The sequence below is a fragment of the Natronococcus pandeyae genome (genome assembly GCF_008122205.1).
Classification (GTDB): Archaea; Halobacteriota; Halobacteria; order Halobacteriales; family Natrialbaceae; genus Natronococcus; species Natronococcus pandeyae.
The window spans coordinates 183,424-199,915 of sequence record NZ_PHNJ01000002.1 but is presented as its reverse complement, the minus strand read 5'-3'; the positions used below and the strand labels follow the sequence as shown (position 1 = coordinate 199,915).

Below are 16,492 nucleotides of genomic sequence, written 5' to 3'. Positions count from 1 at the left end.
GGTCGAGGCGAATGCCACGGGGCTTGACCCCGAGACACTTCACGTCTATCCGGTCTCGGTGAATTCGCAGCCAGTACCGGTCGCAGACGACGCGTGCAAAGCGACGGCTGGGTGGAGAAGACGGGCTCGAATTCGCTTCGCCGATCGCTCGGATACAGCGCAGCTATACGGCGAGAGAACCGCTTTCACCCCGCTCCCGAGAGAGAGAAAAGCGCCGGTAGAACGTTCTGTATGGCCGCTCCCGACACCGCGGCCGATTCGACGATTTTCGATCGAGCCGTCGAACGCCAGCTTACAGATCGGCGACGTCTTCGATCGCGTTGGTCAGTTCCTCGATCGACTCGAGGTCGTGTTCGCCCATGTGACCGATGCGGAACGTCTTCTCGCCGAGCGCCGAGCCGTAGCCGTTCGAGAAGACCATGTCGTACTCCTCGCTCACGGCGTCGATGGTTTCCGCGACGTCGATCCCCTGCGTATTTTCGATACAGCTCACCGTCTGCGATTCGTACCCCTCTTCGGGGAACATGTCGAAGTGCTCGTAGGCCCACTCGCGGGTGTACTCGGCCATCTCGCGGTGGCGCTGGTCGCGCGACTCGTGGCTCTCCTCGAGCATGTGTTTCATCTGCTTTCGGTAGGCGAGCATGATCGGAATTGCCGGCGTGGAGTGAGTCTGGCCCTTCCGCTCGTAGTAGTCGATCGTCCGCTGGAAGCCGCCGTACCACGAGGCGGAGTCCTTCTCGAGTTCGCGCTCGTAGGCGTCGTCGCTGACGACGCAGACGGCCACGCCCGGTGGCATGGCGAACGCCTTCTGTGAGGACGCGAAAATGACGTCGATGTTGTGTTCGTCGACGTCGACGTAGTCGCCGCCCAGCGACGAGACCGCGTCGACGACGAAGTAGGTGTCCGGATAGTCGGCGACGACGTCGCCGATCTCCTCGATCGGGTTCCGGACGCCGGTCGAACTCTCGTTCATTACACAGGCGACGACATCGTAGTGCTTGTCGCTCGTCTCGAGCGCCTCGCGGACGTCTTCGGGCTTGACAGCTTGGCCCCACTCGTACTCGAGTCGATCGGCGTTCTTGCCCAGTCGCTCGGCCACGTTAGCGTGGCGCTCGCTGAAGCTCCCGCAGGTCGCCACGAGGATGTTCTCGTCGACCAGGTTGAGCGTCGAGGCCTCCCAGAACTCCGTGCCCGAGCCCGTGAGGATCACGACCTCGTTGTCGGTGCCGAGGAACTCCTTCGTGTCCTCGACGATAGTCGTGTAGAGGTCGGTCATCCGGTCCATCCGGTGGCCGAACATCGGCTCGCACATCGCCTCGATGACGTCCTCGCGCACCTCGGTCGGGCCAGGAATGTACAGCGTCTTGTCGGGATAGTCGTCTCTGTATTCGCGTTTCTCAGTCACGGAACCACCTGAATACAGCCCACTGGGTCGCGAGACGGTATGGTACTTTTGGATGCCGCAGGAACGGAGGCGGCTGACCGGGTTCAGCCGTGACGAACGAGCCGTCCGTCCGAGGGCCTCCCGTGGGGTCGTCTCTGGCCCCCCTCACACGCGCCCGACCCGCATCGTCACGTCTCGACCCAGCCGTAGTCCGGAGTCTCGTCGTCGTCGGTCAGCGAGTGCTCGCAGCGATCACAGTGATCGGAGTCGACCGCGGTGCGGGCTCCGCACGCCGGACAGTTGGTTTTCGACTGCTCCGCGGAATCGCCGCCGTCGAACCTCTCGAGGGGTTCAGTCCGCCGACCGGACCGAGCCGACGTAACGGTCGTTGCCGGTGCCGATGACGTAGACGTTGCCGTCGACGACGATTTCCTCGGCCGCGGCCGCCACCTGTCGCGTCGGACCGTAGCCGACCACGGGTGCGGCGGTCTTCCAGAGCGCATCGATCTTACACAGCGCGAAGCCGAGCAGTATCAGCCCGAAGCCGGCGATCGTCGCGAGGGTGATCGACTCGCCGAGGAGGGCCCAGCCGACGACCGTTGCGACGACGGGCGACGCGTAGTTGACGAGGCTGAGCTCGCTCGCGCCGACGCGCTCGAGCAGCGTGAAGTACGCGAGAAAGCCACCCGCGGTGGAGACGACGGCCAGGTACACGAGCGCGGCGGCCGTCTCGGGCGTCCACGCCGTCGTCAACGTCGAGACGACGGCTTCTCCCGGGTGTGCGAAACTCAGCGTGTGGAGCATGGCGGCGCCGACTGCCATCGCCCAGGTCTGGAGTGGCAACAGCGGGAGCGTTCCGCGGGTCCGCTCGGTCAGGACTGCGCCGGTCGCGAAGACGAACGACGAACCGAACAGCAGGGCGACGCCGATCACCTGGCCGTCGAGCGAGCCGCCGGACAGGGCGATGATGACGACGCCGGCGAGGCCGACGACGAGGCCGACGATTGCGGGGGCGCGGATCCGCTCGCTCGGCAGCAACGCGATCGCCAGTGGCGGGGTCACGATCGGCGTCAAACTGAGCACGATCGCTGCGACGGCGCTCGAGACGTACGACTGCCCGAGGAACATTAGGCCGTAGTGGCCCCCGACGATTAGCCCGCCGGAAATCATGATCGTAACCCAGTCCTCCCGCGTCCGTGGTCGCCACTCGTAGCCGAACGCCGCGATTGCGGCGGCGAAGAGGAGAACCGCACCGTCGAGTCGGAGCGCGGCGAAGAGGATCGGCGGCAACGTCGCCAGGCCGACCTCGACCGCTCCGAACGCGGTTCCCCAGGCGACCGCGAGCGCAACGAAGAGGAAGATATCTCGTTGTGAAGTCATTTTATCACGGAATGCCCTCGGGGTATTTGTATTTTGATATCCGGCAGGACAGTGCCTGTGGCTCTCGAATTCACAGGCAAATGCTAACGCAACACGCACTCCTGATAGCGTGTGTTACTAAGTAATGCGACAATCGATCAGTGATCCGGAATTGCGGCTCCGTTGAGGCGATGAGTCGTGGTCATCAGCGTGGTCCGGCCGGGGGTCATAGCGCAGTCGCTCGAGCACGCCAACGACTCACGCCGAGCAACAGGAGAGACAACAGTGGATAATAGCACGGTTTCGTTGTTCAGAATCTTATGTAAAACTTCCGTTAGGTACAAGGGTACGACGTCTCATTTCGGTCCGGCCCCCTCCTGCGGTGGCGCGCGCTGTCAATCGGGTTCGAGCGACGCGAGGTGCGAGCGTGCGAGCACCTCGAAAAACGAGGGGTGACCGAAGGGAACCGTGAGTACAGCGCGACCCGATCGACAATACTGTGCGAGGGACGAACGAGCGGAGCGCGGCGCGGAGCACCGCGGAGCGGCGAACGGCCAGCGGCCGTGAGCCCGTCAGCGAGTGAGTCGGCTGGGGAGGGTGTGGTCATCCCGTGTGTTCGTGCGAGCAGGACCTGCTCCCGGAGCGAGTACTGCGAAAGCCCCTGGCCCCTTTCAGTCCCACCCGACGGCGGCTGATCGGCACTACAGCCTCGACGGCGGTTGTTCAGTACGCATCTGTCGGTACCGAACCGACCAGTTCAGATTCACGGCCCAGACTGAACGACAAAACCGTACTACCAACTACTGATAAAATCGAACTCGAGCGGGCGGTCGTGATCGGTTCGCGACGGCTGTCGCTATCCGGTATCGAGCGTCGAAAAAACGGTTAAACGGGACTCAGTTATTCGTCGTCTTCGTCGTCGCCGAGGTCGTCGTCACCGTTCTCGTCCTCGCCGTTCTCGTCGTCGTCCATCATCTCGTCGTCTTCACCGTTCTCCTCGTCGTCCATCATCTCGTCGTCTTCACCGTTCTCCTCGTCGTCCTCGCCGTTCTCCTCTTCGTCGTCGGCGCCTTCGCCCTCTTCGATCTCGATCGTTCCGCGCATCGCGTTGTCGTGCGGTCGGCAGACGTACTCCGCGATGTCGTCAGTGGCTTCGAACTCGATGAACTGGTCGTCGCCACCCTCGCTGTCCTGATCGGTCTCGTAGTCGTCGACGACGTCGTCGTCTTCGTCGACGAGTTCGATGTTGTGCTGGCTGCCGTCGCCTTCTTCCCAGCCGATCTCGTACTCCTCGCCTTCCTCGAGGATGAGCGTCGGGTTCTGCTCGCCTTCGATGTCGGAGGGAGCGACACCCTCCCAGCCGCCACTCTGAGCGTCGAGTTCGATACGCTCGCCGGCTTCGATGTTGACTCCGTCGCCGCCGTTCTCGCCGTTTTCACCGTTCTCGCCGTTCTCGTCGTCGTCGCCGTTGTCGTCGGAACATCCTGCGACGAGGGCGGTCGCGGCCGCTGCACCGGTAACCTTCATCGCGGTCCGCCGTGAAATACCGTTGTCTCGTGTCATCAACGAGGGATTGGGACTGAGTGCATAAAAAATAGCGCCTTCCATTAGAGCGTCGGCATGCGTTCTCATACCACTGTATACACGACTATTCGTACGTAATAAAAAATCAGTTTACAGACCATTTCGGTCACCCGTCGCCGTGGTCGCTCGTGCGAAATCGCTCGTTTCGATCGACCGACAGACGCAGGAACGCGGGGACGGCGACGAGGGCGATCGCGATCTCGAGGCCACCGACGACGAGAAACGCCTGACTGTAGCCGTAACTCCCGGCGATCGTCCCACCGACGAGGAAGCCCCCGAGGAAGCCGAGGCTGCCGGCGAGGTTGAACCCGGCCATCGCGACGCCGCGTTCGCGTTCGTCCGCGAGATCGGTGACGAGCGCCATCGTCGCCGGTGCGATCAGCGCGCCGAGTACGCCCACGAGGAGCATCGTCACGACGACGGTACCGATCGACGGCGCGGCGCCGACGGCGAGGATGCCGACGCCGTAACACAGCGAACCGACGACGATGGGGATCGTGCGGCCGACTCGATCCGAGAGCACGCCCATCGGATACTGCAACAGCGCGAAGGGAGCGAAGAAACAGGCCAGGACGAGTCCGGTCGCGCCGGGGCCGAGTCCGAACGACTCCTGGAAGTAGAGCGTCCCGACGAGGGCGAAAAAGCCCGCCGTCAGCCGATCGACGAACCCGAACGCGTACGGGATCGTCAGCGCCGGTCGCCGGCGGATCCCGTCGACGAGCGCTCGAGCGCCCCGACGATCGGTCGGCGTTCGATCCGGTGCGATCGAGACGAGCGCGCCGACGGAGACGAGCAGGACGGCGGCGACCGCCAGCGGGGCTATCGGGTCGAGTTCCGTCAGCTGACCGCCGACGGGTGCGCCGAGGGCGGCACCGAGGCCGATAGCGATCCCGGCCGCACCCATGTTACGGCCGTGGCCGCCCTCGAGATCCATCAGCATGGTCATCGTCAGCGAGAAGGCGCCGATAGTCATCGCCCCCTGGAAGACGCGCAGGAGCAACACGCCCTCGAACGGGATCGAGCCGATCGCGGGTGCGGCGGCGAGGACGGCGTACCCCGCCGCGCCGGCCAGCGCACCGGCGACGATGAAGGGGCGCCGTCGGCCCGTCACGTCGCTCGCGAGGCCCCAGACGCCGACGAAGGCGACGTAGGCCGCGAACTCGGCCACGAGAAACCACATGCTCGCGTCGAGGGGCGTCTCCGCGAACGGCGAACTCGTCGCGTCCGCACCCAGCGTCTCGACGAGCGTGGCCACGCCCGGGTAGAGCAACACCTGCGAGAACAGCACGGCGAAGACGACGGCGGCGAGCACGACCCGGTCGCGGTCACTCGAGTGCACGGTCACCGATTCGTACTCGGCGCCTATGAAGGCGTTCGTCTCGGCACGCTCACGCGGTTCTCAACCGCTCATTGTCGCTCGGAGTTGCCGTGTGAATCGCGTCGAATCGACTGCGGTTTTTGCCGTTACTGAGACGCATATGAACGTGGGGAAGTATGCGTACTAAACATGAGTGACGACGCGAGCGAGGGGCGCGGCGAGCCGTCTGATCGTCGATTCGGGACGCGTAGCGTCCACGCTGGACAGTCTCCTGACCCGGAGACGGGCGCGATGGCGCCGCCGCTCTACCAGACGACCTCCTACGTCTTCGAGGACGCCGACACCGCGGCTGAGCTGTACGCCCTCGAGGGCGAGGGATACATCTACTCGCGGATCGCCAACCCGACGGTTCGAACGCTCGAGGATCGGCTGGCCTCCCTCGAGGGCGGGGCCGGCGCGGTCGCGACCGCGAGCGGGATGGCCGCCCTCGATTCCGCGGTGTTAGTCCTCGCCGAGGCGGGCGACAACGTGGTCTGTTCGACCGACACCTACGGCGGGACGACGGCCTACTTCGCGAAGACGGCGACGCGCCGGGAGATCGAGACGCGGTTCGTCTCGACGCTCGAGTACGAAGCGTACGAGGAGGCGATCGACGAGGACACCGCCTTCGTCCACGTCGAGACCATCGGAAACCCGTCGCTCGTCACGCCCGACTTCGAGCGCGTCGCCGAGATCGCCCACGAACACGGCGTCCCGCTCGTCGTCGACAACACGTTCGCGACGCCGGCGCTCTGTCGCCCCCTGGAACACGGCGCCGACGTCGTCTGGGAGTCGACGACCAAGTGGCTCCACGGCTCGGGGACCACTGTGGGGGGAATCCTCGTCGACGGCGGTTCGTTCCCCTGGGGCGAGCACGGCTACGAGGAGATCGCCGGTCAGAATCACGCCTATCACGACGTCGACTTCTCGCGGGACTTCCCCGAGGCACCGTTCGCCGAGACGGTCCGGTTCCGCTCGCTTCGGAGCCTGGGCAACCAGCAGTCGCCGTTCGACGCCTGGCAGACCCTGCAGGGACTGGAGAGCCTGCCGCTGCGCGTCGAAAAGCACTGCGAGAACGCCGAAATAGTCGCCGACTACCTCGAGGAACACGAGGACGTCGCCTGGGTCACCTATCCGGGTCTCGACTCCCATCCGACCCACGACAACGCGAGCGAATACCTCTCGGATTACGGCGGCATGATCGCGTTCGGCCTCGAGGGCGCTGACGGGTCGGACCCGTCCGCTCGGGGGACGTCGTCCCGCGCAGGCTACGAAGCCGGCAAGGTCTTCTGCGAGAGCGTCGAAGTCGCCCAGTTCCTCGCGAACATCGGCGACGCGAAGACGCTGGTGATCCACCCGGCGAGCACCACCCACGGTCAGCTCACCCCCGAAGAACAGGAGGAGGCGGGCGTCACGCCCGATCTCGTCCGGCTGTCCGTCGGCATCGAGGATCCCGAGGACATTCTCGCGGATCTCGAGCAAGCGATCGACACCGCTACACGCGCGTGTCGCGAGGGATAATCCGTGACGACGAAGGAGACAGTCGACCTCGGGGAGTTCCAGTTCGAGTCCGGGGAGACGATCCCGAACCTCGAGATCGCGTACGAGACGTACGGCGACTTTACGGGGGACAACGCGGTGCTGATCTGTCACGCGCTGACCGGTAGCGCACACGTCGCTCGCCGACCAGACGCGGGGACCGAAACGGCCGGTCAGGCCCGCGCCTGGTGGGGCGACGTCGTCGGTCCCGGGAAGGCGATCGACACCAGCGAGTACTTCGTCGTCTGTGCGAACGTTCCGGGCTCGTGTTACGGGACGACGGGACCCTCGAGTACGAACCCCGAAACGGGGGAACCGTACGGCACCGACTTCCCACCGGTCACGATCGGTGACTGGACACGCGCCCAGCGGCGACTGCTCGACGAACTCGGTGTCGGCCGGATTCACGCCGTCGTCGGCGGCAGCGTCGGCGGGATGAACGTCTTAGACTGGCTGCGCCGGTTCCCCGACGACGTCGAACGGGCCGCGGGAGTCGCGACCGCCGCCCGCCTCGACGCGCAGTGTCTCGCCCTCGACACCATCGCTCGCCGGGCGATCACGGGCGATCCGAACTGGAACGGCGGCCACTACTACGGGGGACCGGAGCCGGAGGAGGGACTGGCTCGAGCCCGACAGATCGGTCACGTCATGTACCTCTCGAAGGCCTCGATGGCCCGGAAGTTCGGTCGCCGGTCCGCCGGCCGGGAGGCGGTTCGCGACGAGCCGACGGACCCCGCAGGTGCGTTCTTCCCCTACCGCGAGGTCGAGTCCTACCTCGACTACCAGGCCGAGAAGTTCACCGACCGCTTCGACGCGAACAGCTACCTCTACCTGACCCGCGCGATGGACGACTTCGATCTCTCGGCGGGGTACGAGTCGGACGCCGACGCGCTGGCGGCGTTCGAAGGGGAACTCCTCTTGCTCTCGTTTACCGGTGACTGGCACTTCACCGTCGAACAGGCCGAGGCGGTCGCCGAGGCCGGCCGCGTGGCCGACGTCGACGTCGCCCACCACGTCGTCGAATCCGACCACGGCCACGACGCGTTCCTCGTGGAACCGGAGAAGGTCGGGCCGCCGCTGTCGGAACTGCTCGCGACCGGACTCGAGGGCCGGATGATCTCCGACACCGAACCGGAGTCCGACGCGGACGAGTCGTTCGCCCCGGTTCACACGAGTCTCTTCTCGAGGTAACGAGCGCTGTCGCTGCAGTCAACTACAAATTTCGAGAGAAACAGCCGCTTACTCGACGATAATCAGTTCGACTGCCCGTTGGTGCGATCGGTCGTGGCGTACTGGTCGACGATCTGGTGGTTTCCGCGCTGGCGGCCGACCCAGTAGCGAACGTCCCTCGCCAGCAGGGAGAGACTGCTCGTTCTGGCGAGGTGTCGGAACGGACTTTTCGGCGATCGGAGCGCCGCGATCAGTGCCCACATCGATCCCGCCGCGAGCGCGCCCGCCGCGGAGAAGGTCATCCCGAGCGTGAAGAACGTAAAGCCGTAGGCCATCCCGATTCCCATCGAGGGAAGGCTCGTTCCGAGGGGGACGCGAGCGCTGGCGTCGCGGAGCGTCGGTGCGAGGAAGAGGATCGAAAGGCCGCTCCCTACCATGAAGACGAAGTCTTGCCACATCATCAAAACAACTTACTCGGCCGAGAGTAAATAACTCTCTTGGTCTGGAAATGACCCGTTGCCGCTGAAATTCACGGAGTTCTACTGCTGGCGATTACGTCCGATCGAGGACGCCCTCGGCCAGTAACGTGTCGCGCACGCCGGCCATCGAGGTAACGACGACTTCACAGTGCGGTTCGACAGCGGGCTTCGGATCGAACCCGATCGAGAGGCCGGCGACCCGGAGCATCGGCAGGTCGTTCGCGCCGTCGCCGATGGCGATGGTCTCCTCCATCTCGACGTCGACGAGCGTCGCGAGGTCCTCGAGCGCGGTGTCTTTGGTTCCCTCGATCAGGGAGCCTTCAACCTCGCCGGTGAGTTTCCCGTCGTCCATCGGTAACCGATTCGCGACGATGTGATCGACGGTGACCTCCTCGCGCTCGAGCGCCGCTTCGACGCCGCGCTCGAACCCGCCGGTCAGGATGGCGGTCGTGACGCCCGCCCCGTTCAACGACTCGATGAGCGAGGCGGCCCCCTCTCGAAGTTCGACCTCGCTGTAGGCGGCCGCGACGTCCGCCTCGTCGAGTCCCTCGAGCAGGGCTGCCCGCTTCCTGAGGCTCTCGGCGTAGCCCATCTCGTTGTTCATCGCCCGCTCGGTAATGTCAGCCATCTCGTCGGCAACTCCACATTGGTTGCCGAGCAAGACGGTCATCTCGGAGTCCGAAAGCGTCCCGTCGAAATCGAAAGCGACGACTGTCATCGCCCTCCCGTTGTGCGGCCCCGGATAAACCAGTTCAGGTTCGTGCCCGTTTGTGCCGCGAGCGACGTCCGTTCTCGGGTCCGGATACGTTCGTCCGGGCCGGAACATGTTACGAACCGAGACATACCCGAAAGCTATTATCAGCTCGATCCAATGTCGGCAGTATGTCAGACGAGAGACGACTCGAGTACGACAAGGGGCCGGCGCTCGAGGACGAGGAGCGAGCCCCCGAAGAAAACGACGACCCGGATACCGACGAGGGAAGCGAGGGAACCGAACCGACCGGCGACGGACGACTGATCGTCGCACTCGCGCCGTGGAAGGCGGGGACGCTCTCGGGGGTCGGTGCGTTCGCGCTCGTCTTCGCGGCAACGTACCAGCTGGTCGGAGCGATGTTCGCAACCGGAATGTTCGCGCGAGCGGAGAACGAGCCGAGCCAGTGGGCGATCGCCGGCCTGACGATGCTCGGCAGTCACGGCGCGACGATCGAGGAGAACGGAGAGCCGATTCAGGGTGCGTACGCACCCACCGGGCTGCTCACCTCGCACGTCTCGGCGCTGTTGCCGGTCGTCATCCTCGCGCTCGTCGGCTATCTCCTCGTCCGCTACGTCCCCCTCGAGACGGTCAAAGACGCCGGATTCGCGATCGGAACGACGGTCGCGAGCTACGCCGTCCTCGCCACCGTTCTCGCGCTTCTCGCGACCTGGGCACCGGAAGCGGACGAGTTCGCACCCGAGGCCGAGCCAGACGCTATCGCCGTGACCGTCGACGCCTCGATGCTCTTTTCGACGACGTTCTCCGTGCTCCTGTTCGTCACGTTCGGCGCTGCCGTCGCCGCGTTACCGCGACTGCTCGAGTACGTCCCAGTAGAGACGACGAACACCGACACGACGTCGTAGGTCTCTTCGAACGCTACCGATTCGACCGACTCACTCGTCGGTTCTCACGCCGCCGGCCGGCGGCTCCTTCGAGTCGTCCCCTTCGCGGAAGTCGAGTTGCTGTTCCGGCCCGTCGGACTCCTCGAGAAAGGAGAGTTCCCGCTGCGGGAACGGGATCGTGATCCCTTCCTCGGCGAACCGGTCGTAGATCCGTCGGTTGAGCTGGTCGATGGCGCGCTTCTCGGTCAGCGGATGGGTGATGTAGGCCTGGAGTTCGAAGACGAGCGCGGAGTCGCCGAACTCGTCGAACAGCAAGCGCGGTCTGGGCGACTCACGGATCATCGAGGCGTCCGCACACACTTCGAGAGCGATCTCTTCGACCGTCTTGTAGTCCGTCCCGTACGCGGCCGACACCGGGACGTGGATTCGGATGTGGCGCTGCGGAGCCGTCTGGTTGACGACCTGCGTCGAGTTCAACACCGCGTTTGGGACCGTCACGATCGTGTTCTCGGGCGTGAGCACCGTCGTCGAGCGGATGCCGATGTCGACGACCGTCCCGCGCATCTCGTCCTCGAGCAGGATGACGTCACCCGGTTTGTACGTGTTGTCGAAGTAGAGCGCGACGCCGCCGATCAGGTTGCCGATGGCGTCCTGGGCGGCGAAGCCGAGGACGATGCCCAGCACGCCGGCCGAGGCGAGAAACGGCGTCACCTGCAGGTCCCAGACCGAAACCAGGGTAAGCGACGCGACGGCGACGACCGCGAGCGTCCAGAAATTCTGGAAGATCGGCGCGAACTCGTAGCTCTGCTCGCGGCCGTTGGCCACCTCGAGCCACCGACTCCCGATCCGGACCGCCGCACGGGCCCACAGCACCGTCAGCGCCGTCGCCACGGCGTTGCCGAGGAGCGATTCCGACTCGACGACGCCGAACGCCTGGAGAGCCAGCGAGATTCCGACCAGCAGGATCGACACCGATAGCGGCGTGTAGATCTCCTCGACGGTCGCCCGGCTAAACGAGGTCCCCTCCTCGGCCTCGGACCGGCGGAGATACCGTTGACCGACCCAGTGGACGAGACGAGCGAGCAGGTACGAACCGACGATGATCAGCGCGAGCAGGAGCCACTCCCACTCGAGAAGCGTCGTTGAGAGCGCCGGCTGACCGATCTGGTCGGCCTGCAGCCACCGCCACGGGAGAGCCTGGAGAGACATCGAAGATACGTAAGCCGTGGTTGAGGCGAGTAATATACTGTTGGATGTGCCAATCAACGTCTTTTATGTCCATCCCCGGTCGGTCGCCGACACCACAACGATGATCCATCTCTCTCACGGATTGTCACCGATGGCCGTCGACGAACGGGAGGGTCGAGATCGATGACCGGCGCGCCGCTCGAGGTTCTCGCGCTCGCGCTGGTTCCGGCGATCTTCTGGGGGTTCGCGCCGATCTTCGACAAGCGGGGGATGGCCGCGGGCGGCGGCTCCGTCCAGGCGTCGCTCGTCGTCGTGGTCGTCGAACTGTTCTGCTACTGGCTCGCTATCGCCGTTCTTTACGGCCGGTCGGCGTTCGCGGGCCTGACGCTCGAGGTGCTCGTCGTCTTCGCCTTCGCGGGCGTGATCGGCACCGCGATCGGCCGCATCACGATTTTCGTCGGCGTCGACAAAGTCGGTGCGAGCCTCAACAGCACGATCCTCAGCACGCGGCCGCTGTTCGCGACGCTGATCGCGCTGGTCTTCCTCGGCGAACCGCTCGGCCCGGTCACGGGAGTGGGCATCCTCATCCTCGTCGCCGGGCTCTCCGTCCTGACGCTCTCGAGGGGCGGCGACCTCGGCGGGTGGCGCCCGCGCGATCTGTTGTGGCCGATCGCGGCTGCGGCCGCGTTCGCGGTCGCGAACGTCAGTCGCCGCTACGGGATGCTCGAGACCCCCATCTCGGCGCTCGAGGCCGTCGCGATCAACGAGACGGCCGGACTGATCGTGCTCGTCGCCTACGCGCTCACCGTCAAGGGGACCGCCGTGCTCTCCCGCCCGCGGGAGACCTACCTCTACTTTCTTGGAAGCGGACTGCTGACGACGGTCGCGATGCTCTCACTGATGGCCGCGCTCGGTCTCGAGGAGGGCCGGATCGCCGTCGTCGATCCGCTGGTCGCGACTGCACCCCTCTTCACCCTGCTGTTTGCCGCGGTGCTCCTGCGGGACCTCGAGCGAGTGACGAAAGGCGTGGTTGGAGGGGCGGCGCTGGTGGTCGTCGGCGCCGTATTGATTACGATCTGACGGCACACCGTCGTTCTCGCCGGCGAAACCGCTCTCGTCGGGCGGGAGTCTCCCGGTCGGCCGATCGGTTCGGGAACTGAACCAAAACGTTAACAACCAAACTTTCACAAGTGAAAATTGCATTGTATGAGTGGCGAGACGAACCGTCCGATCGTTCGGCTCCCCGTCCCGACGGGTCGCGAGATGCCGCCGGATTGTGACCCGACTGCGATCCTCTCGTCGCCGACCAGCGTACATTCGCCGGAACGACCCCTCGACGAACCGTTCGAGACGACCGCTCGAGCGCCGGCGAGTTATTATTAAAATAGTACAGTAAATTAGCAAGCCTTATTATAAAATTGGATTAGGTAATAATACCATGCGCACGACGCTCTCACGACGACGACTGCTCGGCAGCCTGACCGCCGGCGGTTTCGCCGGTCTCGCCGGCTGTGCAGCCAGCGGCTCCGACGACGCCAGTTTCACGATCGTTCCCACCCTGGACCCGACAGGAAGCGGCGACTCGTGGGATAGCTGGGGCGGGATGACCCCCTACTGGACCCGCGTCGTCGAACCGCTCGTCTGGGGAACCGACGACATGCAGCCGGAGCCGTGGCTCGCGACCGACTGGACGGCGACCGACGAGACGACCTGGGTGTTCGACCTCCGCGAGGGCGTTACCTTCCACAACGGCGAGGAGATGACCGCCGACGACGTCGTCCACTCCTTCGAAGAGAACATCCTGACCGAACGGGGTGACTTCGTCTACGGCTGGCTTCACCTCGAGCCCGGCAGCGTCACGAAGATCGACGACTACGCCGTCGAGTTCGAGAACACGGAGCCGTTCTCGGGGTTTCCGGGAACGATCGCTCACAACATGATCGACATCCAGCCGCCCGAAGCCGACCGTCAGGCGGGGGATATCGTCGGCACCGGCCCCTTCACGCTCGAGGAGATGACGGACGGCCAGTCGCTCCGGGTCGAACGGTTCGCGGACTACTGGGGCGGCGAACCGGAGCCCGCAGAGCTGACGTTCCGGGCCGCGGAGGACGAGACGACTCGGACGGATCTGCTCGAGTCCGGCGAGGTCGACATCGTCTTCGATCCGGCGAAGAGTCGCCTCTCCTCGCTGCGCGACCGCGACGATATCGCGCTCGAGAGCAGGCAGTCCTCGGGGTCGACGTTCGTCTCGATCAACATCTATCGGGAGCCGACGGACGACGCCGACCTCCGGCGGGCGCTCAACCGCGCGGTCTCGCAACCGGAGATCGTCGAGACGGTTCTCGAGGGGATCGGCGAACCCGCTCGCGGCCCGATCTCGACGGTGATCGACTGGGCGGCCGACGACGAACTGCCGGCCTACGAACGCGACCGGGACGCCGCGCGCGACCTCGTGGCGCAGTCGTCGTACGACGGGGAGGAGCTGACCTGTCTCGTCGAGAACGATATGGACGACGGCAGGGACGTCGTCCAGATTCTCCAGTCCGATTTCGAGGCGATCGGCGTCGACGTCGACGTCGAGGTTCTCGAGAACGCGGCGATACAGGACCGGACCGAGCGCGGCGAGTTCCACCTCGAGGTCGGCGGCTCGCAGTCGAACAGCCCGGCGGCGGATTACATCATGTGGGAGAACTTCCACACGATGGGGATCAGCAACAAGGATCTGTACGAAGCCGAGGGGACGGGACTGCACAATCTCGGCGGCGAGGTCGACGAACTGATCGAGAGGGGGTTCCAGTCCAGCGACCCCGAGGAGAAACGCGAGTCGTACGTCGACGCACAGCGACGGATCGTCGAAGAGGCGGTCGTCGTCCCGCTGTTCTACCGGGAGTACACCGTCGCCGCCGATGCGGCTCTCGAGGGATTCGACCTTCCCCCCATCGACCGACTGGTCGAGTGGCGCGAGCTGACGGGTTCGTAGCATGTACAACTATCTGGTCTCCCGGCTCGCAACGTCGGTCGTCGTCCTGTTCGGCGTCTCGCTCGTCACCTACGGACTGGTCTTTCTGACGCCCGGCGACCCCGCGCGGACCATCCTCACCCAACAACTCGAGCGCCAGCCCTCCCAGAACGAGGTCGACGCTTTCCGCGCGGAACAGGGGTTCGACGAACCGATCCCGATCCAATACCTCGGCTGGCTCTCCGACGCCCTCCGCGGTGATCTGGGGACGTCGTACTACACCGATACCGCGGTGACGACGCTCGTCCTCGAGGCGCTCCCGGCGACCCTCGAACTGGCCGCCGCGTCGATGGTCGTCGCGCTCGCGCTCGCGATCCCGACCGGCGTTCTCAGCGCCGTCAACCGGGGGACGACCGTCGACTACGCGAGCCAGATCGGCGCGCTGATCGGCGTCTCGATGCCGAACTTCTGGCTGGGGTACCTGCTCATCATGGTGTTCGCGCTGGTCCTCGGCGTCCTCCCGGTCGCCGGCGCCGGCAGTTTCGCCCAGCTCGTCCTCCCGGCGATCACGCTCGGAACCGGCATGGCCGCCGTCGTGACGCGGCTGGTCAGGACGTCGATGCTCGAGGTGCTCGAGGAGCCGTACGTCGACACGGCTCGCTCGAAGGGGTTGCGCGAGCGAATCGTCGTCTACAAACACGCGCTACGAAACGCGCTCGTGCCCGTCGTAACGATCGTCGGGCTCCAGTTCGGATCGCTACTCAACGGCGCGGTCGTCGTCGAGATCGTCTTCCAGCGACCGGGGCTGGGGATGTTGCTCGTCGACGCCGTCTTCGACCGCAACTACCCGGTCGTACAGGGTATCGCGCTGTTTACCGGCGTCGTCTTCGTCGCGACGAACCTGCTGGTCGACGTCACCTACCGCTACCTCGACCCGCGCGTCGCGCTCGGGGGTGAGACGGCGTGAGCGAGTCGAACGGTGCGCTCGAGGCGGGCGTTCGACGCCGTTATCGTTCGATCCGCGACTCGCGAACGGTCGCGACGGTGCTCTCGAACCCGCTCAACGTCGCCGGAGCGGTGATCGTCGCGACGGTCACCGCCGCGGCCGTCGTCGGCCCGACCGTCGCGCCGTACGAGCCGGCGAGCCAGGACCTCGCCAACCGGTTGCAGGGGCCGTCGCTGGCCCACCCGTTCGGAACCGACCAGCTCGGACGGGACGTCTTCTCGCGCTTGCTCTACGGCGCGCGCCTCTCGCTCGGCATCGCGGTCGTCGTCACCGCGATCAGGCTCGTCCTCGGAACGACGATCGGGCTGGTTGCGGGCTACGCCGGCGGCTGGGTCGACGAGTTCCTGATGCGTCTCGTCGACGTCCAGCTCGCGTTTCCGGGACTGATCCTCGCGCTGGTTATCGCCGGCGTCCTCGGCCCGAGTCTGCGAAACGTGATGATCGCGCTCGCGGTCGTCGGCTGGGCGTCCTACGCGAGACTGGTCCGCGGAAGCGTCCTCTCGACGAAAGAACGCGAGTTCGTCCGAGCGGCTCAGCTGATGGGGGTCTCCTGGCCCCGGATCGCGGTCCGTCACCTCCTGCCGAACGTCGCCGGCCCGGTCGTCGTGCTCGCGACCCTGAACGTCGGGACGGTCATCCTCGGTACGGCCGGACTCTCCTTCATCGGCCTCGGCGCGCAGCCGCCGACGCCGGAGTGGGGGACGATGCTCTCGGCCGGCCGCCACCACCTCCGCGACGCCTGGTGGATCGTCAACGCACCGGGCGTCGCGATCATGCTCACCGTACTCGGCTTCAACCTGCTCGGCGACGGGCTCCGCGACGTCCTCGACCCGAAACAGGAAGCGAACCTCGAGAGATCAACCTGATCGAC

At 65.4% G+C, this 16,492-nt stretch carries 15 protein-coding genes; 8 read left to right on the top strand and 7 right to left on the bottom strand.

Annotation, left to right across the window (positions count from 1 at the left end; genetic code table 11):
* Positions 1-292 precede the first annotated feature (292 nt).
* From CV102_RS04565 to CV102_RS04550, 4 genes are all read right to left on the bottom strand, one after another.
* Positions 293-1,405, bottom strand: a complete 1,113-nt coding sequence (locus tag CV102_RS04565) for a pyridoxal-phosphate-dependent aminotransferase family protein (RefSeq protein ID WP_148856718.1) — start codon at positions 1,403-1,405, stop codon at positions 293-295.
* Positions 1,406-1,735: 330 nt separating this feature from the next.
* Positions 1,736-2,764 carry a DMT family transporter gene (locus tag CV102_RS04560; protein ID WP_148856717.1) on the bottom strand — a complete coding sequence of 343 codons (1,029 nt, stop codon included), beginning with the start codon at positions 2,762-2,764 and terminating at the stop codon, positions 1,736-1,738.
* 879 nt (positions 2,765-3,643) lie between these two features.
* Entirely contained in the window at positions 3,644-4,306 is a 663-nt protein-coding gene (locus CV102_RS04555; RefSeq protein WP_148856716.1) for a plastocyanin/azurin family copper-binding protein, read from the bottom strand.
* A 127-nt stretch (positions 4,307-4,433) separates the two neighbouring features.
* Entirely contained in the window at positions 4,434-5,666 is a 1,233-nt protein-coding gene (locus tag CV102_RS04550; RefSeq protein ID WP_148857097.1) for an MFS transporter, read from the bottom strand.
* Between the two features lie 168 nt (positions 5,667-5,834).
* On the opposite strand from CV102_RS04550, the gene CV102_RS04545 reads away from it, so the two are divergent.
* Together CV102_RS04545 and metX are read left to right on the top strand one after the other, a co-directional pair.
* Positions 5,835-7,205, top strand: a complete 1,371-nt coding sequence (locus CV102_RS04545) for an O-acetylhomoserine aminocarboxypropyltransferase/cysteine synthase family protein (RefSeq protein ID WP_148856715.1) — start codon at positions 5,835-5,837, stop codon at positions 7,203-7,205.
* Positions 7,206-7,208: 3 nt separating this feature from the next.
* The gene (gene metX / locus CV102_RS04540; protein ID WP_148856714.1) at positions 7,209-8,414 is read left to right on the top strand and encodes a homoserine O-acetyltransferase MetX; all 1,206 of its coding nucleotides are present in this window, start codon (positions 7,209-7,211) and stop codon (positions 8,412-8,414) included.
* A gap of 62 nt (positions 8,415-8,476) precedes the next feature.
* Here metX and CV102_RS04535 read toward each other — a convergent pair whose 3' ends face one another.
* Both CV102_RS04535 and serB read right to left on the bottom strand, forming a co-directional pair.
* A complete protein-coding gene (locus tag CV102_RS04535; RefSeq protein WP_148856713.1) occupies positions 8,477-8,854 on the bottom strand; it encodes a hypothetical protein in 378 nt (125 codons plus the stop codon).
* 91 nt (positions 8,855-8,945) lie between these two features.
* A complete protein-coding gene (gene serB, locus CV102_RS04530) occupies positions 8,946-9,590 on the bottom strand; it encodes a phosphoserine phosphatase SerB (protein ID WP_148856712.1) in 645 nt (214 codons plus the stop codon).
* Positions 9,591-9,754: 164 nt separating this feature from the next.
* On the opposite strand from serB, the gene CV102_RS04525 reads away from it, so the two are divergent.
* Positions 9,755-10,489: a hypothetical protein gene (locus CV102_RS04525; RefSeq protein WP_148856711.1), complete on the top strand. Its 735-nt coding sequence runs from the start codon at positions 9,755-9,757 to the stop codon at positions 10,487-10,489.
* A gap of 30 nt (positions 10,490-10,519) precedes the next feature.
* Here the strand turns inward: CV102_RS04525 and CV102_RS04520 are convergent, their stop codons facing one another.
* Positions 10,520-11,677: a mechanosensitive ion channel family protein gene (locus CV102_RS04520; protein ID WP_148856710.1), complete on the bottom strand. Its 1,158-nt coding sequence runs from the start codon at positions 11,675-11,677 to the stop codon at positions 10,520-10,522.
* Between the two features lie 162 nt (positions 11,678-11,839).
* Between CV102_RS04520 and CV102_RS04515 the strand changes: the two genes are divergently transcribed.
* The 5 genes from CV102_RS04515 to nikC all read left to right on the top strand — a co-directional run bounded on the left by CV102_RS04515 (position 11,840) and on the right by nikC (position 16,487).
* Positions 11,840-12,736, top strand: coding sequence for a DMT family transporter (locus tag CV102_RS04515; RefSeq protein WP_148856709.1), 897 nt, complete (start codon positions 11,840-11,842; stop codon positions 12,734-12,736).
* Between the two features lie 126 nt (positions 12,737-12,862).
* On the top strand, positions 12,863-13,039 hold the full coding sequence (locus CV102_RS25750; RefSeq protein ID WP_187432857.1) for a hypothetical protein: 177 nt from the start codon (positions 12,863-12,865) through the stop codon (positions 13,037-13,039).
* Between the two features lie 55 nt (positions 13,040-13,094).
* A complete protein-coding gene (locus CV102_RS04510) occupies positions 13,095-14,636 on the top strand; it encodes an ABC transporter substrate-binding protein (protein ID WP_148856708.1) in 1,542 nt (513 codons plus the stop codon).
* A gap of 1 nt (position 14,637) precedes the next feature.
* Entirely contained in the window at positions 14,638-15,582 is a 945-nt protein-coding gene (nikB, locus tag CV102_RS04505) for a nickel ABC transporter permease (protein ID WP_148856707.1), read from the top strand.
* Complete coding sequence (nikC, locus tag CV102_RS04500; RefSeq protein WP_148856706.1) at positions 15,579-16,487, top strand: nickel transporter permease; 909 nt, start codon at positions 15,579-15,581, stop codon at positions 16,485-16,487. Before nikB ends, nikC begins: the two co-directional genes overlap by 4 nt.
* The last annotated feature ends 5 nt before the right edge of the window (positions 16,488-16,492 follow it).